The organism is Cyclobacterium lianum (genome assembly GCF_900143075.1).
GTDB classification, from domain to species: domain Bacteria; phylum Bacteroidota; class Bacteroidia; order Cytophagales; family Cyclobacteriaceae; genus Cyclobacterium; species Cyclobacterium lianum.
In genome coordinates this window covers 58,894-79,554 of the sequence record NZ_FRCY01000004.1, presented here as the reverse complement: position 1 = coordinate 79,554, position 20,661 = coordinate 58,894, and the positions used below count along the sequence as shown (strand labels likewise).

The following is a 20,661-nucleotide window of genomic DNA, read 5'->3' as shown; positions in this document are numbered from 1 at the left end:
TATGTTGCATCACAATAAAAATCCTTTGCGGATGGTATGGAACATCCGGGGGGAATGCCTGGGTTATCCTATTTTTCTAATAGCGACCAACGCTTTTGACGTAAACAACCGTTATTCTATTTTAATTAAAGGGCACTGAATCATAACTGTACCAGGAAAAACCTGCGTCTATTATCCATAAACTTTTTATTTTGCCAGTAAAGGCCTTATTTTGTGATAAAAAAATACTTATGAAAAAGATTCACTACCTTGTTATCACCCTGGTATCACTTACCTGTTTCAATTGTAGCAATTCCCGTAATACAGAGGAAACGCAGGACCAGGAAAATACATCAAATTATGAATTGGTACGCGATTCGACCAAGGTCGGTTTTGTAGCCTATAAAACTACCGATAAGGTGCCTGTGGGAGGAGAATTTACCAATATAAATATCAGCAATTTCGGTTCAGGAGATACCGCATTTGAAGCGATGAACGGTACAGAATTCAGTATTCCCGTTAGCAGTCTGTTTACCAACGATCCTACGGGAACCAGAGACCCTAAAATCTTAGAATTTTTCTTTGACGCTCTGGAAAACACCGAGCTGATTTCAGGAGTGTTTAAAGTGGATGCAAACCAGCAATGTTCCATCGACGTCACCCTAAATGGACAAACAGAAAATATCCCTCTGGAATATTCGGTAGTAGACGATACCAAATTCGTTTTTGACGGGGTGATGGAATTGGCCAATTGGGATGCACTTGATGCTGTTGCCTCCATAAACAAAGCCTGCGAAGCACTTCATACCGGGTCAGATGGCATAAGCAAAACCTGGAGCGAGGTGGCTGTACATGCTGAAGTACTGCTGGCAAAGAAATAAGTCAACCCCACATCGTAAAAACAACTGCCGTACCGGATCGATAATATAGCTTGGGGCGGTAGTTTTATGATAAGATCAGCAGGGTACTTTTTTCAATAGTAGCGATAGTATCGTCATTTTGCATAAATGGAAAAAGGTATTGAAAGAAAAGCTGCGGAGCATTTATGAGATGAATGCTATCCGCTGCTTTTTATTCTAAAGGACATTTTTATGTGAAATGAGTCAACTGCCTAATGTTTTGTGCACCATTAAATAGGTATCGTTCGTGTAATATCGGCATTGATTCGCTGTAACTTCACACCAACTCTTTCTCCCTCGATTTTACTTTTTTCTTATCATAAAAAAGACCAATGACAAAAGCGAACAATGCCAGAATTCCTATCGCAAATACCGTGTCTCCTATTACTCTCAACCATCTGAGTGTATCCATTATGGGCTGCTGAAGAAATTCGGCAGAGCGGGCATACCACATGCCTTCGTTCACGCTTGCCACAGTCTGCAGTAAGCCTACAGGCAATAAACTCAACACTGCCATGAGCATCAAGCCAATATTGATCGACCAAAACGAAAAACCGATGAGCTTGTTGTTCCACACCTGGTGCCGGTACAGGCTTCTCAGTACAAACAACATCAGACCAATCCCCAACATGCCGTAGACGCCAAATAAGGCGGTGTGTCCATGTAAAGGCGTGGTGTTCAATCCCTGCATGTAATACAGGGCTATAGGTGGATTAATCAGAAAGCCAAAAATACCTGCACCCAGGAAATTCCAGAAGGCCACTGATATCAGGCAATAGATGGGCCATTTGTAATCTCTCAGCCATTCGGTGGATTTGCTCAGGCGGTAATTGTGAAAGGCTTCAAAACCGATAAGTACCAGGGGCACAACTTCGAGTGCACTAAAGGTAGCTCCCAGTGCCATCACCGCTTTCGGTGTTCCGGTAAAGTACAAATGGTGGAAAGTACCTAAAATTCCTCCCGCAAGAAAGATGACCGTTGCAAAAATGACTGCGCTGCTCGCAGACCGGATGTGGAGCAGACCCATCCTGGTAAATAAAAAGGCAGCGACCACCGTAGCGAAAACTTCAAAAAAGCCTTCCACCCACAAATGGACCACCCACCAACGCCAGTATTCTGCAATGGCCAGGTTCGTTTGCCTGCCCCACATCAAGCCGGCAGCAAAAAAGAGGGCTATTGCCGCACAGGAAATTAAAAACATTGTGAGCAGATGCTTTTCGTTCGTATTGCTTTTGAATACCGGTATCATGGGACGCACCATCAGGGTCAGCCAGATGAAAAGCCCAACCAGCAAAAATGCCTGCCAAAACCGGCCAAGGCCAACGTATTCATAACCCTGATGTCCAAACCAGAAGTTTTCCACGTAGCCCATCTTCTGCATGATTCCCATCCATTGGCCAGCCATGGATCCGACCACAATCACCAGAAGTGCTATGAAAAGGAAGTTAACGCCCAACTTTTGAAATTTGGGATCTTTTCCCGTAAGAGATGGACCTATGTAGAGTCCAGTAGCCAACCAGGCCGTCGCAATCCAATAGATGGCCAGTTGAACATGCCAGGTTCTGGAGGCGGCATAAGGAAGGACCTCTGCCAGCGGAAAGCCGTACAACAGGTTGCCCTCTACCCCGTAATGGGCCGTGATCACACCCATAATTACCTGCACCAATATAAGAAGGTTTACTACCCAGAAATATTTCTCCACCGCTCTCATAGAAGGTGTGATCTGCTGTCGCATCAATGGATCCTCTTGCGGTGCATCTACCTCTTCCTCCTTGTTTCTGGCATGATAAAAAACCAGAACGCCTGTACCAAACAGCAACATGATCACGCTAAATCCGGTCCACAGCAACAAATCGCCTGTGGCCTTATTGCCAATCAATTCATCTGACGGCCAATTATGGGTATAGCTGATCTCCTCTCCCGGCCTTTCGGTCACACATGCCCAGCTGGCCCAAAAGAAAAATGCATTCATGTCTGCCATTCGCTGCGGATCTTTTATGGCATTTTCCGGAATAGAGTAATAATTTCTCAAATCTTCCAATTGGCCACCTCCCATAAACAAATCCTTGTAATAGTTGCTTAGAAATTGGAAGGCTTCGTACCGCATAGATGAAATCTTCAAGTCCTCCGTTTCAGGGTCATAGGTATTTTCCCTGATCTGCTGTTGCAGACGCGATTTCAACGCAGCCTGTGTTTCTTCAGGTGCACTCTCGTAATCCGCATGGCCTTCCTCCCCTGCCATTCGATCCAGGAAAAACAAGGCTTCCCGGTGTAGCCAGTCTGCTGTCCAATCTGGTGCAAGATAAGCTCCGTGTCCCCAGATTGACCCCACTTCCTGTCCACCCATAGACTGCCAGGCGTTTTGGCCGTTTCGGATATCCTGCCCGGTAAACAATACGGTCCCGTCTTCATCCAGCACACGCTCCGGAATGGGAGGTGCCTGCTGATAGATCTCATATCCATAATATCCCAGGACTGCAAATGAAATACCGACTACAAGTGAGAAGGCTATCCATAATTTTTTTTCTGTCTTCATATCTACAAAAATTTTCGTTTGTTGACGAATCTGTTGATGTGTTTATAATAGGATATTAAGATATAATTACCTTTATTCTCTACCAAATAAATGTACAGATTTTTTTAGGGGGTGAATTGATTTGAAGTGGGTATCAAAAATATATTCGGAAAGGGGCAGTGGAAATTGGCAGCTATGGTTTCCAGTAAATACGGAGAGGACTGAGAACGAATTATTTGTAGAAATGCGCTTTGCAAATGATGTGGAAATTGCTGGAGTTTGGGTCAGCAATGTCGCTGAAAGTGTGGATATAGCTGCCGGAAACAACGAAAACCAGGCGAAGATTCATAATCCTGCTGATTTCGGCGGTATCATACAGGATCTTTTATTATACTCTTGATCCGGAAGAAAAGGAACCCGCCCGAAACAGGTTCCCTTTCAGATTCATTGAATGCCTGAGTGACTACAGGCAGAAACTCACTCTGCAGCCAGCATTTTTGGATCAAAATCCAGTCTGGCCAACCTGTATTTCTTTTTGTGTTGCCCGTACACAACCATCTCGTGTTCATCCGTCTGGGTGTTTACCGGTGTTATGGTCATGAGGTTGCGATTACGGTTCATGGAAAGTGAACTCCGGCTCACATTGCCCTCGCCATCCAGCCTTGCAAAAGTCATCATGTGCTCCTTATAGCTTTTGGGCGTAAATCGTTCTACCTTCCCTCTTCCATTGTAGCCAAGATTTTTAACATTATCATTAAAAATGAAGTACAGGTTATTGTTGATCAGGGAAACGGAATAAGAAAAATAGAATCCGGAATCATTGGTGGATTTTTGGTTTTTCACGATCTTCTTCGCCCAATTTCTTTCTCCTTCCGGACTGAATTCGGCTACTACGATGCTTCCATACGAATAATGATGATTCACGCTGGTGGATACCACACCGGTATTGGGCGAAGCGCTGGTATTGCTAACCGTTGTTTCCTGGCGATCTTCCCCAACGAAGACTACTGTGCCATCATTTTTTATTATGATCTCATCAAGAAAGAAATAGGAGTCCTCCGGATTTTTGCCCTGGGCCAGTTTTTTTGACTTTCTTTTGGCTTTTCCTTCAGAGAGCCCCCTGGTAAGAAAGGAGGCATCAAAAGCTTCAATTTGCTGGCTCAACAGGCTATGGTCCTTACCATTGATTTTCAGAAAGTATGTACCTCCGGTACCCTTGGTAGCTCTGTTCGCATTGGTGTAAAACCCACCGAAATACAAGGCACCATCCTGATTAACCTGGATATTTGCGGCATTGATCTGATTTTCCTGCAGATCGATTTGCTTGTGCAAAGCTTCCTTTCCGTTTTGGGTGACGCTGGTTAGCGTGAAAAAGTATTTTTCCTGCTTAAACAGCGCTTTAACTCCAATGTTAGCCGGCATGCTCTTGCTCAGCAGGTGCGCATTGTCATTGCTGTCAAGTAGTGCATTGACAACCTCCAATTCGTCCGAATTGGCATGAATAGTTTCCTCCCTGATCCAGATCGGGTTAAATTCAAGGTCCAGGACAAGTAAATTGACCAGTTTTTCTTGTTTCTTTAGTGCTCCGTTTTCATGCACGATCAGGAGTCTGTCCTGGTTCGGCACATGATGAAAATAAAATTGTGGGTCAGTACTCTTCAAGCTGATTCCCAGTCCGGCAAATCCGGATTTATCCCCTTTGTTACCCGTTTCCATAACAAAATGGCTATCACCATCAGGTCGAAGACTATTGCCATCAATGGCCAGCCTGTACAAACCTTCCTTACCTCCCTTACCGGGATCGGTAGCATAAAAAAGCCATAGCTGCTGGTTCAAATGCAAGAGATTCACAAAGCTGGGTTTTCCGGGCAGGTCCAATTTCGATAGATCCACACTTTTTACATAACGCAGGTTTTGATCATATTTCTCTAAATGTGGAAGTTTCTGCGATTCCCGCACTTCTTGCGCGTACTTACGCTTGATCAGGTAATAGCCGGTTTTGTCTGCGGCGGCAACTTCTGACAGCGTCATTTTTTTGTTGAATTTCATTTCATTACCCCATTTTACCTGGGTGTTGTCCAAAAGGTTCTGGCCAAATAAAAAGAAATGAGCCATCATGAGACAAAGGAAAAGTGTTGTCTTTTTCATAATTTAAAGATTTAGTAAATAAAATTGATAGGTATTAGCGATAAAATAATTGAATAAAAAAAGCGAAGCGCTCGTTGTGATTCGGCAGTAATGTCTCAACTGCACATGGGAAGACATCCCCCAATCGGATATTGTGTTTTTTCATAGCTGTCATATTTAAAGTTCAAAAAACAATTTTAATACAATAAAATACATTTTATTTAGTTTAAAAAATATTTCTTAAAAAATAGTTTAAAAATTTATTTTTTGGTTGTCATCTATCTCAGAAATACCTTATGAAACTGACCAGTTTGGTGAATCAAAAAGGTATTCATGCCAATAATAACAGCTAGGATAAAGCTTCTGGCGGAGGGTCCTTTCGGCGAAACTTTTCTTCGGGTAGTGGTATGAATGTTTCTTTATCATCCGGCGGGAGGTCTATCCTACCCTGCTTCCAGTCTTCTCTTGCCTGTTCGATACGTTCCTTTCTGCTGCTTACAAAATTCCACCAGATAAACCGCTCACCGAGCGGCTCTCCTCCAAGGAGCATAATCGTACAATCGTCCAGCGCTTGTACAGTTGGCTCTTCATTTTTTGTGAATACCAGTAACTGGCCTGAAGCAAACTGCTGGTTACCCAATGCCAGGAGCCCTTTCGCCACATACAATCCACGCTCTTCAAAGCCCCTGGGTACTTCCAATCGAAAACCTTTTTTCAATTCTACATGGAGGTAAAACATGGGAGAATGCGTAGGCACATTGCTTTTCAATCCATAGGCCTCTCCTGCTATCTGCCGCATCCACAATCCTGTATCCTCAAAAACAGGCAGTTGTTCCTTTTGGTAATTGAAAAAAGAGGGATCAGTCTCCTCATCTTTTTCGGGAAGAGCCACCCAGGTCTGAATCATCTCCAGTTGCCCGCCGGCCAATACCGCCGGGTCTTCAAACCGCTCACTGTGTGCTATTCCTTTTCCGGCGGTCATCCAGTTTACCTCTCCCGGTTCAATGATCTGCTTAACGCCCAGGCTATCCCTATGCGTTACCTTACCTTTAAAAAGATAGCTTACGGTAGATAATCCAATATGGGGATGAGGAAGCACATCCATCCCAGGCCCATTTGCAGCATCCAGGCTGACCGGACCGGCATGGTCCATAAATATAAAGGGACCCACCATTCGACGCATGCGAAAAGGAAGAATACGGTTGACCATCATTCCGGGTCCAATAGCAGCCTTCCGGGCATTGATGACGATTTCTGGCATGGCAAATTTCAAGTTGATTTTTTACTATTTACAGTCTTTCGTTTTACGGGTAACATACACAGGCGGGAATATGTTATCAGGATAATATAAAATTGTTAAAATGCGGGACAGGCTCTTTCCCCGGTTCAGAGAAGTGAGCTCTTAATCTATTATTTCAATCGGTTCTCAAGCCAGGAAATGTGTTCGGTTCCTCCATTGGCATTCCCGGGCCAGCGCTTCCAGATTTTGGATACCAATGGCCGGTTTGCCAAACCTGATAAAGGGGTTCGCCCCGGGAAATACGAAGTAAAAATGGTTGAGAAAACCGGCTAATAATACTTGCCGATCCACCGCATTTTTGAAGGATCATACAGGTTTGTAATTTTTACTTTTGAAGGAAATGAAGCCATCTGGCCATCTTCGGTTTGATGAACCTCTTCGATTTGGTATTCAAGCCAGTTAAAGCCGGGTTTTAATTCCAACTGATACAAATAGGTAACATCCACATTGGTATCCGCATCCACAAATTTTGAGAAAGTACAGCTTGTATCAATGGTAAGCGCATCCTCCAAATAAAGTATTTCCCAAAATATTCCTTCAGCAGCCGGATGGTAGGCCTCGTCCTCCAGCCAGGGTATGAGGTCTTCATCAGACACCATAAAAACGGTTCCGGCCCACTCCCCTTTCTGTACTAGCCGGACATAATCTATCCGGGCAGCCGGCACATCATGATTTTCTCCAAAATCATTTCCATCCCCACATCTGAAATGAAAGTTAAAATACAAATCACTCATAAACATGGATTTGACCTCCTGGGGTGTATCAGGCGAATCGGCGCTGCTAAGATCGAGAACAAAATCACCTCTCTTGTCGACTTTTCCCGAAGAAATCGAATGATCCATTCCAAAGGGCATCAGTACCATATCCATGTCTTTACGGGGATGGGACTGAATTTTTCCCTGGATTTCCTGTGCCCGGGCAGGGTTCAGTAAAACACCCAAAAAGAGTGCAATCAACATTGTTTTCATATTGAAGAATTGGTGTGAGTAAATAATTTTTCTAAAACTGAAAAGGCAATTTGATACAATTTATGGCCTTCGCCAGGTGGGTAATACATTTCATGCTTACATCCCAAACCACTCCTTCGCATTTGTATAAAACACCTTGTCGACCACTTCCCTGGGCAGTTTCAATCCCCGGAATGGCTGGTTAATCAGATTACTTTTCATCTCGTTGTCTGTCACAAAAAACTCCCAATCCCGCTTCCATGCTGCATCCATTGCCGCATGTAGCTCCTCCTCACTCCGCTCTCCATTGTCGGAAAGATCCGTGGCATAAAGCAGACGATCCTGATACCTGATAAAAAAATCCCGTACATTCTCTCTGTCCTCAGCCGTCTGGTAAAACACCTGTCCCATTCGTGCCGCCAGATCTACCGCCATATTCGGAAATCTGTCCAGCGTACTGGCCAATTCATCCACATCGTATTCCAGACTTCCCATATGTGCGCCTACAAATTTTAGATCGGGATGTTTCTCCAGCATATTGTCCCGACGACGTATAAGTTCCTCATGACTGGGCATTTCAGGTTGTTGATACATGTGGTATTCCGGATGGTTGCCATAATAATTCCTATCATTGTTGGTAGTCATCTCATCCAGGGGAAGCCAGCAATTCCTGGGCTCTGCCAAATGGCCCATAAGGGTTTTACCCCGCATTTGAATATGTTCAAAAATTGGGTCAAAACGGGCATCGTCAATTTGTATGAGGTTTCCAGCCGTATCCCGGGAGACCATACCGATGTTTTTCCACACTTTTACGCCAAGAGCACCCTGGTCAAAGCAGCTGTCCAGCCATTGAATTACTTTGCTTTCCCAGTCCGGACTATCCCAGTCGGCCACGGCAAATGCGGTTACATTGGATACCTTCTCCGGGTAGGAATTTTCCTGCTGCCTGCCATAGGCAAATTTACGGTATACATCGTTCCAGCCATCTGTATATTCCAACGCCACGTTGATCAGCTTAAAGCCCTCACCGGTTGCCTTTTCAACAAAAAGGGTCCTTTCGGTTTCCAGGTGTACATGTACATCCATTTTGGTTACTTCAGGATAATCCTCCATGCTGTAATATTCTGAATCTGAGTTGCAAGCCAGAACCATGCAAAGGAGAGTTGCCGTGCTGATGGTGATGGCGGGAAATACTTTTAGTTTCATGTGTTAATAATTTGTTATTAATAGGCCACATACCGGCCCAGATGAAACCAGTCGGACGGTAATCTTTGACGGGTACCATTCTCATTTCCCCGTGTGGCTAATAATGATTCTACATGTTGTTGATTTCATTGGCAATTGATCAGGCTTATAAATTAGTACAAAATTTACAAGTATGGTATAGTACCCAAAAAAATTATTTTTCCGGTACCGGTATTTTTACAAAAATGCCCTACTTTGGCACTTGCTTTTTGTTTTTCGCCTGCCCTGACGAGAACAGATGCTAAAAGTTGGATAGAACAAAACCATTATACATAAATGAATGCCAAATACCTGAGTTACTTCTGCCTCCTATTATTGGCAGCTGCCTGTCAGCAAAAAGAATTGCAGCCGCCGGCTTTTGATGTCTCTCCGGAAGCAAAGCTTGATCCCAAAAGAAATGATGCTCCCTATCCTCAAATTCTTATTCCCGAAGGAGTGGATATGGAATCTCCCCGATGGAAAGGCATCGACCTGAGCCCTACCGCACCTGTAATCCCGGTATCGGCCCTGGAGGAACAAAAGTCGTTTCGGCTTCAACCTGGCTTTCATATGGAGCCGATTCTGGCAGAACCACATATACAGGAGCCGGCCGCCATCCAATTTGATGGGAATGGAAGGATGTATGTATTGGAGCTACGCACCTACATGCAGGATATAGATGCTACAGGGGAATTGATGCCTGCAGGTCGCATTTCCCGCTGGGAGGATACAGATAATGACGGTATTTATGAAACTGGTGTGGTGTTTTTGGACAGTCTGGTATTTCCCCGCTTTGTTGTCCCGTTTGGCCCGAATACCATTTTATCAATGGAGTCAAACGAAGATCATGTGTACAAATTTACGGATACTGACAACGACGGTAAAGCAGATACCAAAGAGCTTTTTGCTACCGGTCTGGGTCGTTCCGGAAATGTGGAGCACCAAACCAGTTTCCTGACCTGGGCGATGGACAACTGGATGTACAGTACCTACAATTCCAGACGGATCCGCTGGACTCCTGAAGGTGTCATACAGGAGCCAACAGGCAACCCGTATGGACAATGGGGCGTGACGCAGGACAATTATGGACAGGTATGGTTTCAGGACGGCGCCGGAGGGGTTCCTCAAAACTTCAATTTTCCGATCGTTTACGGCAATTTCAGGGTTTCAGGACAGTTTCAGGAAGGTTTCCGCGAGCCGTTCAGCCTGGTAGGATTGGCAGATTTTGAACCGGGCATGCGGGAAACAAAAGCGGACGGCTCACTCAATAACGTGACCGGAGCCGCAGGAAATGACGTTTTTCGCGGAGACAGGCTCCCGGAAAGATTGATCAATCAGTATTTTTACGGCGAACCTGTGGGTCGCATCGTACGACAGGTACGCTCGGACAAGTCCGAAGGATTGACCTACCTGCAAAACCCCTACAGGGATCAGCAGAAAGAGTTTATTCAATCAACCGATCCCTTGTTCCGGCCTGTAGACATGGCTACTGCTCCCGACGGCACCATGTACATAGTAGACATGTACAGAGGGATCATACAGGAAGGCAACTGGACTCAGGAAGGCAGCTATCTGCGTACCAAAATTCAGCAATATCAAATGGATGACGTGGTAGGCAATGGCCGTATCTGGAGGTTGACCCACGAGGATTATCCAAGAAGTACTGAGAAACCTCAGATGTTTGAGGAATCTTCGGGTGACCTGGTCCGACACCTCAGCCATCCGAACGGTTGGTGGCGGGACAAGGCCCAGCAGTTGCTTATCCTTCGACAGGACAGATCGGTAGTTTCCGAACTGGAAGAAATGGCTAAAAGGCATGACAACGAGCTGGCCCGTATCCACGCGTTGTGGACGCTGGAGGGACTGGGAGCTTTACAACCGGAATTGGTTAAGGAATGGCTTCGGACGCGGAACCCAAGGTTACAGGTTCAGGCGCTCAGGGCAGGAGAAACCCTCTACAAATATGGAGACAAATCCCTTCAGGAAGAATATTACAGGCTAATGGAAGCGGAGGATGCGAAAGTAGCCGTACAGGCCATGCTAAGTAGCTATATCCTTGGTTTTGAAGATATAGAACAACAAATGAAAAAGGCCCTCGATAGCAATACCGCAAAAGGTGTACAGACGGTGGCCCAACAGGTGCTCGATAAAATAGCCGAAGCCCGGGAACGAGCTGCCAACCAGTATACGGCCGAAGAACGGGTTTTATTTGATGGTGGAAAAGCGATTTTTGACAGTTACTGTGCGACCTGTCATGGGGTAAAAGGGCTTGGTACCCCAACGGGAAGTGCAGACGGGCAACTCATCGCACCAGGTTTTTCCGGATCGCCACGCATACAGGGTCATCCTGAGTATGCGGTCAAAACCTTACTTCACGGCCTTACAGGTGCCATTGAAGGTAAAGAATACGAAGGCGTGATGATCGCAATGGGCGAAAATACCGATGAATGGATCGCCTCTGTAATTTCGTATATCCGGAATGACTTTGGAAATCAGGGGAGTTTTATCAGCCCTGAGTACGTAGCTCAGGTGAGGGAAGCCACAAAAGATCGCAAAAACAACTATTCCCACGATGCCTTGGTTGCAGAGGTACCCAAGCAGCTATTTCCACAAGACAACTGGCAGGTGAGTGCCAGTAGTACAGCATTGCAGGGAGTAGGTTCTACCCGGGATCCCGGATATGCCTTTGGTTTCAAAGGGTGGAGGACGGAAGAATCTCAAAAACCAGGAATGTGGTTTCAGGTAACCGTACCTAAACCACAGAAATTGTCTGAAATCCAGTTTGACTCCGGAGAGGAGCTGTTCCCTGGCAGCTATTCCGTGGAAGTATCCGGCGACGGCAAAGAATGGAGAAGGGTGGCGTCAAAAGCTGGTCAAAAGGGCATCAATACAGTTAGCTGGAAGGACGAAACGGCCGTAAACCAGGTGCGGCTGGTGCTGAACGAGCAGCGGGAAAATGCATGGGCAATGAAGAACCTGAGAATATATGCCCGATAGCGGAGAAAAGACCGGTCATCCAACGCCTTTAAGCCATATTAAACAAGCTTATTGATGGAGTTTAAAACTAGTAGCTTCCTATTGTGGCTCTGCGGGATGATCTTGCTGCTCCAGGGTATCAGCCAGGCACAGATTGTCAGAAAGCCTATTCCGGATCGAACTGTAGTCCTGACTTTTGATGATGCCCCTGCCAGTCACTATAGCCATGTCGCACCGCTCCTGAAGGAAAAAAATTTTGGTGCCACGTTTTTTGTTTGCGAATTTCCACCCAATTATGCGGATAGCAGCAAATACATGACCTGGCAGCAAATACAGGAGCTCGACCGAATGGGCTTCGAAGTGGGCAATCATACCCACACCCACGCCGGTGTGGGAAAGCTGCCAAAGGAAGAAGTCCGGCAACAGATTGCATACATTGAAGGAAAGATGAATTCGCTCGATATGCAAAGACCTCTCAGTTTTGCTTATCCCGGGTACAGCATGAGCCATGCTGTATTAGACGTTCTGAAAGAGAAAGGTTACCGTATGGCAAGGGCAGGTGGCAGCCGTGCTTATGATCCGCACTCAGATTACCCCTACCTGATTCCCAGTTGGGCTACAGACGATACCAATGAGCAAGTAATCTTTGATGCGCTGAAAAAAGCTAAAAATGGAAAAGTGGTCATTTTGACCATCCACGGGGTTCCGGATCTGGAACACCCCTGGGTCACTACTTCTCCTGAGCTTTTTGCCAAATACCTGGATTTCCTAAGCGAACACGGTTTTCAGGTATTGTCCCTACGGGATTTGGAAGTATATATTGACTTTGAAGAAGCTGCCAGACAATTAAAACCAGATTTTACAAAACCTCTGAAAAATTGACCTGGAAGAACTGGCCAGCTCAGGTGGTTGCAGCACCATTTCAGATTCCCTGACCGTAAAATTTACGGCTGCTAATCCCAATCTTGGAAACGTAAGCCTGGGAATGACAGGTCCGGGAGGTCCTCACAGTTTTGCCCCGGTCACCTTCCCTTCGCCGGGTGAAGAAGCATACGGAACATCGTCATATACCGGCGACGTGGCGGCATTGCCCAATTGCTCCTATGAGGTAAGATTGACCGCAGAACTGAAACTGACCGACGGTGAGTCCCAGCATGATGGTATCTGGGACCGTGTTTTGTTCTGTAAGTAATGATTTTTCCCTCCAGCCCTGGATTATGAACGAAAGAGCCCGGAAATATATACCGGGCTCTTTTTGGTAGATAAACGACAATTTCTGGAAGGACAATCAAACCAGTGAGGAAAACAATTAATTTTATACATTTGAATGAACCAACCCCAACGGCTTATGAAATTCTTCAGTTTTATTTTTCCTCTCCTTTTCAGTTTCTTGGTGTCGCACGCGCAGGAAAACGCGCAAAATACTCCATCCGACAGCCTGATGATCACCATTTTCATGAAACACCACCAGGATAAAAACATTGAGGAACTACGCGAAATCAGGAATCAAAACGGATTCCTGGAAAATTTTCCTCCCCCCTCGGCCAAGGTGGTCAACTGGTATGTCATGATGGGAATCGGGCAGGTAGTAACGCTGAGAATTCCCGCCAGTGAATTGAGGACGCTCAACATGGCTGTAGAAAAGAGTGTGTGGGGAGCATTTTCCACTGAATTTTATCCAACCTATGACCTGTATCCCCATATCCGGCAGGCAAAAGAGGAGCTGTCAGACAAGCAGCCCTGACCGCTTGGATGCTTACCTGCCAGAAATAAAGGGTCAGGCCTAAACGGTTTGATGGTGACATTCCGGTCTCCATTTCACAAGATACTGCATTTATTCCTCGTTCTGATTGCCCTATCGTAGAGGAATCTAAAACTAAAGAACCTCTACATTGGAATAGTTATTGACTGAGCATCATCTTACTTCAATCGCGGTGTAGTATTGCTAACGGGATAAATAGCGGCAAGTTCGTAACTACGTTAATAATGACAATTAATAGGAAAGGTAAAATATGCCTGGTCACAGGTGGCAATTCAGGAATAGGCTTTGAGACCGCAAAGGAGCTTTCTCTAAGAGGCAGTAAGGTGATTTTGCTGTGCCGTTCTGCCGATAAAGCAGAAAAGGCAAGGAAGGAAATTACCGCTTTGCATCCGGAAGCGGAAATTGATCTGGCCATTGCTGACCTGTCTTCGCAAAAGCAGGTCAGGACCGTCGCTCAGGAAATACTGGAGCAATATCCTAAAATTGATGTTCTGGTCAACAACGCAGGAGCCTGGTTTTCTGAATTCGGACGGACAGAAGATGGTTTCGAGAGACAGTGGGCCATCAACCACCTTGCCCCGTTTTTACTGACACATCTGTTATTGCCTGCATTGCTTGAGGCAAAAGACCCAAGAATTATCAATATAAGTTCAGATTCTCATTTTCATGGGAAAATACATTTTGATGACGTTAACCTGAGCAAAAAATACCACGGATTGCGTGCATACGCTCAATCCAAGCTGGCCAATGTGTTGTTTACTCATGAATTCGAAGTAAGAAAGCCGGTTGAAAAGCTTTCCGTCTATGCCGTGCAGCCAGGATTGGTCAAGACCGACATTGGATTAAAACACACCGTTTCTTTTCATGGGCTGATGTGGAAACTCAGAAGGCTCGTGGGTAAGTCGGCCAGAAAGGGAGCTGAGACCAGCATTTACCTTGCCAGCTCCGGGGAAGTAAGGGGTATTTCGGGCAAATATTGGGACAATTGCCACATCAAAAGTCCTTCTTACACAGCTGATTCACCGGTGGCTGCTGCCAGACTTTGGGACCTGAGTATGGAAATGTGTGGTATCAGTAAATACTTTCCCTGATTGGTTAAAGTCCGGTTATGAATCAGCCTTTTTCAGCATTCGGAGGCTCAATGTTCGCTATATACCCGGAATAATCTTTCCAGGAGCCGCATTTTCAATCCGGTGGGGCAATGTTTCATCAAACTGCTCATCAAACCATTGATCCTGCCCGGAATGATGATATTTTTTCCACGAAGCATGCCTTTCAGACCTGCTTCAGCCACTTCTGCGGGGCTGCTGACCACCCATTTGGCCCTGCCTCCATGCGCTTCCAATCTTCTGAGAGCATCCGGATTGGTCATGACAGGGCCGGGACAAACTACGGTTACTCTTACGGGTCCCTTCTTTTGTTCTTCCCTCAATGCCAGTGAAAAGGCATATACGAAATTTTTTGAGCCTGTGTAGACGGCCTTGTATGGCAAGGGCAAAGTGGCTTCCATACTGCTCATATTTAACATATAAGCTTGCCGGTGTTGTTTCAAAAGGGGTAGAAAATGATGACACATCTGCACCAATGCCCGGTTATTCAAGTTTACAATCTGCAGGTATTTTTCCAGCGAAATATTCTCAAACCTTCCACCCGCTCCTACGCCGGCATTGTTGATGAGCATATTGATCTCCAGCTCTTGTTTCCGACAATATTCAAAAAGCTCCGGAACCGCGGCCTCCCTGGTAAGGTCTGTACCATAGACCAATATTTTTACGGAAAATGAAGCTGTTAGCTCCTGCCCTACCTGCTGCAGAAACTCATCAGGAAGTGCCACCAGCAGCAGGTTCATGCCCCTTGCTGCACAGGCTTCCGCAAAGGCCTTTCCGATACCCATGCTTGCCCCTGTGATGAGAGTGAAAACATTTTTATTCATCCTTTAAAGTAATAAAAATGAATGATTAGAAGGTAATCTGGCAGCAAAGCACTGAAAAATTTTACCAGGATGTATGTTTTGGCGGGTGTCCTTTAAGTCCAGCTACCTGCCGCATGCCGACACGGTGATATCTGCCGTGAAATCATCCACCATGTATATGTTATTGATAACGAATCGAATACTTTCTGTTGCTGGGACGTTATTTGGTTTTTCCAAAATAAAGCAGTAGTCTTGTCTTGAAAAGGCATTTTATGGCATAATTGCTTTCGAAAAGCCGTAGGTAAGGCCTTTCAATCCATTATTTCAAATCATCATTAAACACATCAAATAATCATGTCCAAAAAAGTCGTAACCCTTGGTGAAGTAATGCTTCGTCTTTCAACACCTGACTTTAAACGTTTTGTCCAATCAGACACCTTTGACATTACTTATGGAGGCGGAGAGGCCAATGTAGCCGGTGCACTCTGTAACTATGGACTACAGGGCACCTTTGTCACAAAAGTACCTGATAATCCAATAGGACAGTCTGCTATCAACCATTTGAGAAGGTATGGGGTGGATACTCAGTTTATCGCCAGAGGAGGCAAAAGACTTGGCATTTACTTTTTAGAAACAGGAGCTTCTATGAGAGCCTCACAGGTCGTTTATGACCGTGCAGATGCTTCCATTGCTGAAGCGGAAATTGACGATTTTGACTTCGACAAAATATTTGATGGAGCCGTATGGTTCCATACTACCGGTATTACTCCTGCGCTAAGCGACAAGGCAGCAGCCTTGACAGAAGCCGCACTGAAGGCAGCAAAAGCAAAAGGTGTAACGACAAGTATTGACCTGAACTACCGCAAAAAATTGTGGAGCAAGGAAAAGGCCAAAGAGGTGATGACCCGGCTTTGCAAATACGTGGACGTCTGCATCGGTAACGAGGAAGATGCAGAAACTACACTGGGATTCAAAAGCAAAGAAACAGACGTCACAAAAGGCGAACTGAATCTGGAGGGATACAAGGATGTATTTAAGCAGATGAAAGATAAGTTTGGCTTCAAATACATTGCTTCAACATTGAGGGAAAGCTACAGTGCCTCAGACAATGGATGGAGTGCCCTGGTGTATGATGGCAATGAATTTTACCACTCCCGAAAGTACGATGTGCGGATTGTCGACCGTGTGGGCGGCGGGGACTCCTTTGCCAGCGGCTTTATTTACGGACTGGTAGAAAAAATGGCGATGAAAGATGCCTGCGAATTTGCCGTGGCGGCTTCTGCCCTCAAGCATACCATTCCTGGTGACATGAACCATGCTACACTTTCGGAGGTAAAGGTCCTGATGGGTGGAGATGCCAGTGGACGGGTACAGCGTTAATTGCAATTGATATGGTACTGGATACGCTTGCAAATAGCCATAAATACCAAGGCATTCACCCCCTTTTTGAAAAGGCGTTTGCTTACATCAAAGGACAGGATTTGAAGGCATTGGAGGATGGAAAATATGAAATCGACGGCGACAGGGCAGTAGCTGCTGTGTTTACCAAACCTGCTAAAACCGCAGAGGAATCCAACGACAAGTTTGAGTGTCATGACCGCCATATCGACATTCAGGTGCTCATTTCAGGCGAGGAAAGCATAGGCTGGAAGCCAAGGGCATCCTGCAGGCATCAGAAGGGGGACTACAATGCTGAAAAGGACGTTTCATTTTATGCGGATGCGCCTGAAATGTATTTTGGAATGCAACCCGGCCAATTTGTGATATTGTTTCCCGAAGACGTGCATTCGCCCATGATCGGTAAAGGAGAAATCAAAAAAATGGTGGTCAAGGTAAAGGTCTGACGCTCCATTAAAGACAAAATACCCGATTTCGGTGTTACATGTGAATTGATACAGCCGGAGATGCTGTATAGACTAGTTTAAACCATTTGTAAAATGAGTGATAAAGCATCAATTTTAGAAAAAATACCAGAACAGGGGATCCTTCCCCTGTATTTCGATAAGGATGAAACTGTAAGCCTGGAAGTATTGAAAGCACTGTACGCAGCCGGCATCCGGATGGTAGAATATACCAACCGGGGAGAAGCTGCACTGCAGAATTTCAAAAAAATGGTGGCCTTGAGGAATGCAGAAATGAAGGACCTGCTGCTGGGTATCGGGACCATTAAAAACAAAAAAATGGCCGAGACCTACATCGCCGCAGGCGCAGATTTTATCATCTGTCCGGGACTGGTGGAGGAAGTTGCGGAAATTGCCGATCAACATAATATGCTCTGGATCCCCGGATGCATGACGCCCTCCGAAATTATTAAAGCGGAGAATATGGGTGCAAAAATGATCAAGCTTTTCCCCGGCGACATGTTGGGCCCCGGATTCATGTCGGCGATCAAGTCGCTCTTTCCGGACTTGCTCTTTATGCCCACTGGGGGAGTTTCCCTTGACAAGGACAATATTGCATCCTGGTTCAAAGCAGGTGTCTGTGCTGTAGGTATGGGCAGCAAATTGGTAAGCAAAGACTTGCTGCAGAAAAAAGATTATCCTAAAATTAAGGAAATGGCCCAACAGGCGATTCAGGTAGTCAACGAAGTGAAATCGTAATTTATCTGCTTGGGTTTTATCTGATCCGGTGTGGTTTTCTGTTGAATCAGAAAATAACACCGGATTTTTTAATTTTCTGCCGGAAGCATGTTTCTGATGGCAGCAATTTTCCAGTTTTTCCCCCTTTTTACTGCTAAAAAAGTACTCCACATCCTGCGTTCTGATCCATCGGAATTCTTAATGGTATATCGCGCATCTGCTATACCCGTCTGTTCTGACAAATACCTGACACGCTCTACTTTCAATACCCGCTCTCCGGGATTGGCCTGTGAGCTTCCTATCATGCCCTTTACGGCTGCGTCCATACCATGGCGCCATTCTCCCGAAGAAACCAACTGGTCCATGTCTTCGGTAATGATCGCTTTTAACAAAAGGGTATCTGCTTTGTCCCGGGCTTCTGCATATTTGGCGATCAGATCAATGATGGCCTTTCCGTCTTCTATGGTTTGGCCACACAACGGAATCACCGAAAGAAGCATCATCGCAAGGGACGTAAGTAATTGAGTTTTCATGTATGTATACATTGCTTTTTTATTGGTCGGACGCCTTGTCACTATTTTATCGGGAGAATCATTGCCGGTTAAAATAATCATTGCATTGTGCACCCTATGATCATTTTTTACGTGTCTATTTTTTGGTGTCCTGCGTTTTTATAAATATAATCAAATTTACCGATAGATGATATCTTAACTGTATGCCGCTGCTTATTGCCCGATCGTTTTATTCGCATTGGGATCCCATCCGACAAACGCCTGAAAAAACGCCATTATCGTTGAAGACCCCTGCTGACGTAAACTAATCGCCTGAGAAATTAAACAAGGAATGCCGTTTACCGTTTAAAAATTATGGCATTCTACAATCAGTATACATACCTGGTCTTATTCATTACATTTACCCTGATGGGCTGTGACCGTAGTCAGGCCCAGGAAAACTCCACCTATTCCTATGCCAATGCGAGCAGGGATGGGATAGGTAAATTTTATATGGGTAGGGAAATTTCCCAGATCATGGGCTTTCACGGAATGGCCTGGCTGGAAAGGCCTGGCAGACCAGAAGAGGAGAATACCGCACTAGCGATCGCCAATTTGCCGATCACAGAAAATAGTATCGTAGCCGACATTGGTGCAGGTTCTGGATACTATACCTTCAGGATAGCCGAGCGGGTACCGGAGGGTATAGTTTATGCAGTAGAAATCCAACAAGCGGCCCTGGATTATATTGAAGAGAAAGCAATTGACCTGAATGCAGACCAGGTAAAGCCTATTATGGGTTCCGCAAAATCTCCAAATCTTCCCGAAAACGAAGTCGATCTGGTCATCATGGTGGATGTATATCATGAGCTGGAGTTTCCTCAGGAAATGCTTCAAAACATCCGTAAATCCCTCAAACCGGAGGGTAAATTGCTGCTGATTGAGTACCGGGGTGAGGATCCGGCCGTGGCGATAAAACCCCTACATAAGATGACCGTCGAACAGGTGAAGAAAGAGCTTTCTGCAAATGGGTTTGAACTGGTAAAAAATGGGCAATTTTTAAATATCCAGCACTTTCTGGTTTTTGGCAAAACCCGGTAAGTTCATTGTATCGACGTGGATACCACACAGCGCTGCCCATCTAACAATGAGGAGATGGCCTCCTGATCCCAATTTCGTTTTACCTGGTTCAGGAGTAAATCATATTCTCTTTTGTAATTTTTCCTTTTGATGGCTTCTACAAATCTTCTCACATCAGTCCGTGTCTCCAGTAGCAAGGGAGGCACAGTCGTGGGCTTGTCATCCTCTCCTTTGGCCACCATCGTAAAATAGCAGGTATTGGTATGCTTTACCACGCCTGTTTTGACATTCTCAGAAACTACCTTGATGCCAATGATCATGGAGCTGTTCCCCACATGGTTTACGGATGCTTTGAGGGATACCAACTCTCCGACTTCAACGGGCTGCAAAAAGTTAACGGTATCTACCGACACGGTGACACAGTAGGCGCCACTGTGCTTGCTGGCTGCCGCATAAGCCACTTTGTCCATCAGCGATAGTAGTATACCACCATGGATTTTCCCGCCAAAATTGGCATAAGAGGGGATCATCAGTTCGGTGATGGTGACTCTCGAAAAACTAGCGGGTTTTGGCTGTATAGAAACAGGCATAAGCAATGGCATTAAAATGACTTAAACTACTTCAAAATTCCACCAAATGTAAGCACGATTATCCTATTTTAATATGGTAAAAAGGATAACCGTTATGAAGAAACGGCAGATTTACGATATAGCCTGTCAAAACCACGCCTGCATAGATTTCCTGAAATGCTTTGAGCTTGAATATGACAGTTGTTCTAACCGGAAGTTAACGAAGAAAAATTGGCTTTTCAACCTGTCTATTGAAACAACCTGAACACAGGTTTTTTAGTCTCTAATCTATTTGTTACTT

19 protein-coding genes are annotated in these 20,661 nt (G+C 45.3%); 11 read left to right on the top strand and 8 right to left on the bottom strand.

Annotated features, from left to right (window positions below; all coding sequences use genetic code 11):
• Positions 1-230: 230 nt before the first annotated feature.
• A complete protein-coding gene (locus BUB19_RS07215; protein WP_073093882.1) occupies positions 231-860 on the top strand; it encodes a YceI family protein in 630 nt (209 codons plus the stop codon).
• A 295-nt stretch (positions 861-1,155) separates the two neighbouring features.
• On the opposite strand, the gene BUB19_RS07210 is transcribed toward BUB19_RS07215, so the two are convergent.
• The gene (locus BUB19_RS07210; RefSeq protein ID WP_073093881.1) at positions 1,156-3,414 is read right to left on the bottom strand and encodes a nitric-oxide reductase large subunit; all 2,259 of its coding nucleotides are present in this window, start codon (positions 3,412-3,414) and stop codon (positions 1,156-1,158) included.
• A 223-nt stretch (positions 3,415-3,637) separates the two neighbouring features.
• Here BUB19_RS07210 and BUB19_RS24125 point away from each other — a divergent pair, with 223 nt between their 5' ends.
• Complete coding sequence (locus BUB19_RS24125) at positions 3,638-3,793, top strand: hypothetical protein (protein WP_178371452.1); 156 nt, start codon at positions 3,638-3,640, stop codon at positions 3,791-3,793.
• A gap of 77 nt (positions 3,794-3,870) precedes the next feature.
• Here the strand turns inward: BUB19_RS24125 and BUB19_RS07200 are convergent, their stop codons facing one another.
• The 4 genes from BUB19_RS07200 to BUB19_RS07185 form a co-directional block, all read right to left on the bottom strand.
• Positions 3,871-5,541 carry a hypothetical protein gene (locus BUB19_RS07200; RefSeq protein WP_143155946.1) on the bottom strand — a complete coding sequence of 557 codons (1,671 nt, stop codon included), beginning with the start codon at positions 5,539-5,541 and terminating at the stop codon, positions 3,871-3,873.
• Positions 5,542-5,869: 328 nt separating this feature from the next.
• The gene (locus BUB19_RS07195; protein ID WP_073093878.1) at positions 5,870-6,781 is read right to left on the bottom strand and encodes a pirin family protein; all 912 of its coding nucleotides are present in this window, start codon (positions 6,779-6,781) and stop codon (positions 5,870-5,872) included.
• Between the two features lie 308 nt (positions 6,782-7,089).
• Positions 7,090-7,788, bottom strand: a complete 699-nt coding sequence (locus BUB19_RS07190; protein ID WP_143155945.1) for a hypothetical protein — start codon at positions 7,786-7,788, stop codon at positions 7,090-7,092.
• A 96-nt stretch (positions 7,789-7,884) separates the two neighbouring features.
• Complete coding sequence (locus BUB19_RS07185) at positions 7,885-8,973, bottom strand: amidohydrolase family protein (RefSeq protein ID WP_084097088.1); 1,089 nt, start codon at positions 8,971-8,973, stop codon at positions 7,885-7,887.
• 315 nt (positions 8,974-9,288) lie between these two features.
• On the opposite strand from BUB19_RS07185, the gene BUB19_RS07180 reads away from it, so the two are divergent.
• The 5 genes from BUB19_RS07180 (at position 9,289) to BUB19_RS07160 (ending at position 14,820) form a co-directional block, all read left to right on the top strand.
• Entirely contained in the window at positions 9,289-11,988 is a 2,700-nt protein-coding gene (locus BUB19_RS07180) for a DUF7133 domain-containing protein (RefSeq protein ID WP_073093876.1), read from the top strand.
• A 54-nt stretch (positions 11,989-12,042) separates the two neighbouring features.
• Positions 12,043-12,849 (top strand): polysaccharide deacetylase family protein, encoded by an 807-nt coding sequence (locus BUB19_RS07175; protein WP_073093875.1) that lies wholly within the window; start codon positions 12,043-12,045, stop codon positions 12,847-12,849.
• Between the two features lie 103 nt (positions 12,850-12,952).
• Positions 12,953-13,159: a hypothetical protein gene (locus BUB19_RS07170; RefSeq protein WP_073093874.1), complete on the top strand. Its 207-nt coding sequence runs from the start codon at positions 12,953-12,955 to the stop codon at positions 13,157-13,159.
• Between the two features lie 156 nt (positions 13,160-13,315).
• Positions 13,316-13,711, top strand: a complete 396-nt coding sequence (locus BUB19_RS07165; protein ID WP_073093873.1) for a hypothetical protein — start codon at positions 13,316-13,318, stop codon at positions 13,709-13,711.
• 242 nt (positions 13,712-13,953) lie between these two features.
• Positions 13,954-14,820, top strand: coding sequence for an SDR family oxidoreductase (locus BUB19_RS07160; protein ID WP_073093872.1), 867 nt, complete (start codon positions 13,954-13,956; stop codon positions 14,818-14,820).
• Between the two features lie 47 nt (positions 14,821-14,867).
• On the opposite strand, the gene BUB19_RS07155 is transcribed toward BUB19_RS07160, so the two are convergent.
• Positions 14,868-15,662 (bottom strand): SDR family NAD(P)-dependent oxidoreductase, encoded by a 795-nt coding sequence (locus BUB19_RS07155; protein ID WP_073093871.1) that lies wholly within the window; start codon positions 15,660-15,662, stop codon positions 14,868-14,870.
• Positions 15,663-15,995: 333 nt separating this feature from the next.
• On the opposite strand from BUB19_RS07155, the gene BUB19_RS07150 reads away from it, so the two are divergent.
• The 3 genes from BUB19_RS07150 (at position 15,996) to BUB19_RS07140 (ending at position 18,241) form a co-directional block, all read left to right on the top strand.
• Positions 15,996-17,021: a sugar kinase gene (locus BUB19_RS07150; protein WP_073093870.1), complete on the top strand. Its 1,026-nt coding sequence runs from the start codon at positions 15,996-15,998 to the stop codon at positions 17,019-17,021.
• Positions 17,022-17,032: 11 nt separating this feature from the next.
• On the top strand, positions 17,033-17,485 hold the full coding sequence (locus BUB19_RS07145; RefSeq protein WP_073093869.1) for a NanQ anomerase/TabA/YiaL family protein: 453 nt from the start codon (positions 17,033-17,035) through the stop codon (positions 17,483-17,485).
• A gap of 93 nt (positions 17,486-17,578) precedes the next feature.
• Positions 17,579-18,241: a bifunctional 4-hydroxy-2-oxoglutarate aldolase/2-dehydro-3-deoxy-phosphogluconate aldolase gene (locus BUB19_RS07140; protein ID WP_073093868.1), complete on the top strand. Its 663-nt coding sequence runs from the start codon at positions 17,579-17,581 to the stop codon at positions 18,239-18,241.
• 68 nt (positions 18,242-18,309) lie between these two features.
• Here the strand turns inward: BUB19_RS07140 and BUB19_RS07135 are convergent, their stop codons facing one another.
• Positions 18,310-18,753, bottom strand: coding sequence for a DUF4440 domain-containing protein (locus BUB19_RS07135; RefSeq protein ID WP_073094209.1), 444 nt, complete (start codon positions 18,751-18,753; stop codon positions 18,310-18,312).
• Between the two features lie 333 nt (positions 18,754-19,086).
• Between BUB19_RS07135 and BUB19_RS07130 the strand changes: the two genes are divergently transcribed.
• Positions 19,087-19,812 (top strand): class I SAM-dependent methyltransferase, encoded by a 726-nt coding sequence (locus tag BUB19_RS07130; RefSeq protein WP_084097086.1) that lies wholly within the window; start codon positions 19,087-19,089, stop codon positions 19,810-19,812.
• 2 nt (positions 19,813-19,814) lie between these two features.
• On the opposite strand, the gene BUB19_RS07125 is transcribed toward BUB19_RS07130, so the two are convergent.
• Positions 19,815-20,381, bottom strand: coding sequence for an acyl-CoA thioesterase (locus BUB19_RS07125; protein WP_073093867.1), 567 nt, complete (start codon positions 20,379-20,381; stop codon positions 19,815-19,817).
• Positions 20,382-20,661 lie beyond the last annotated feature (280 nt).

Coding starts and splice junctions, on each gene's coding strand:
- BUB19_RS07190 (WP_143155945.1), bottom strand. CDS start 7,788: ATGAAAACAATGTTGATTGCACTCTTTTTGGGTGTTTTACTGAACCCT.
- BUB19_RS07130 (WP_084097086.1), top strand. CDS start 19,087: ATGGCATTCTACAATCAGTATACATACCTGGTCTTATTCATTACATTT.
- BUB19_RS07160 (WP_073093872.1), top strand. CDS start 13,954: ATGACAATTAATAGGAAAGGTAAAATATGCCTGGTCACAGGTGGCAAT.
- BUB19_RS24125 (WP_178371452.1), top strand. CDS start 3,638: ATGCGCTTTGCAAATGATGTGGAAATTGCTGGAGTTTGGGTCAGCAAT.
- BUB19_RS07195 (WP_073093878.1), bottom strand. CDS start 6,781: ATGCCAGAAATCGTCATCAATGCCCGGAAGGCTGCTATTGGACCCGGA.
- BUB19_RS07140 (WP_073093868.1), top strand. CDS start 17,579: ATGAGTGATAAAGCATCAATTTTAGAAAAAATACCAGAACAGGGGATC.
- BUB19_RS07210 (WP_073093881.1), bottom strand. CDS start 3,414: ATGAAGACAGAAAAAAAATTATGGATAGCCTTCTCACTTGTAGTCGGT.
- BUB19_RS07125 (WP_073093867.1), bottom strand. CDS start 20,381: ATGCCTGTTTCTATACAGCCAAAACCCGCTAGTTTTTCGAGAGTCACC.
- BUB19_RS07175 (WP_073093875.1), top strand. CDS start 12,043: ATGGAGTTTAAAACTAGTAGCTTCCTATTGTGGCTCTGCGGGATGATC.
- BUB19_RS07185 (WP_084097088.1), bottom strand. CDS start 8,973: ATGAAACTAAAAGTATTTCCCGCCATCACCATCAGCACGGCAACTCTC.
- BUB19_RS07135 (WP_073094209.1), bottom strand. CDS start 18,753: ATGAAAACTCAATTACTTACGTCCCTTGCGATGATGCTTCTTTCGGTG.
- BUB19_RS07165 (WP_073093873.1), top strand. CDS start 13,316: ATGAAATTCTTCAGTTTTATTTTTCCTCTCCTTTTCAGTTTCTTGGTG.
- BUB19_RS07215 (WP_073093882.1), top strand. CDS start 231: ATGAAAAAGATTCACTACCTTGTTATCACCCTGGTATCACTTACCTGT.
- BUB19_RS07155 (WP_073093871.1), bottom strand. CDS start 15,662: ATGAATAAAAATGTTTTCACTCTCATCACAGGGGCAAGCATGGGTATC.
- BUB19_RS07170 (WP_073093874.1), top strand. CDS start 12,953: ATGACAGGTCCGGGAGGTCCTCACAGTTTTGCCCCGGTCACCTTCCCT.
- BUB19_RS07145 (WP_073093869.1), top strand. CDS start 17,033: ATGGTACTGGATACGCTTGCAAATAGCCATAAATACCAAGGCATTCAC.
- BUB19_RS07200 (WP_143155946.1), bottom strand. CDS start 5,541: ATGAAAAAGACAACACTTTTCCTTTGTCTCATGATGGCTCATTTCTTT.
- BUB19_RS07180 (WP_073093876.1), top strand. CDS start 9,289: ATGAATGCCAAATACCTGAGTTACTTCTGCCTCCTATTATTGGCAGCT.
- BUB19_RS07150 (WP_073093870.1), top strand. CDS start 15,996: ATGTCCAAAAAAGTCGTAACCCTTGGTGAAGTAATGCTTCGTCTTTCA.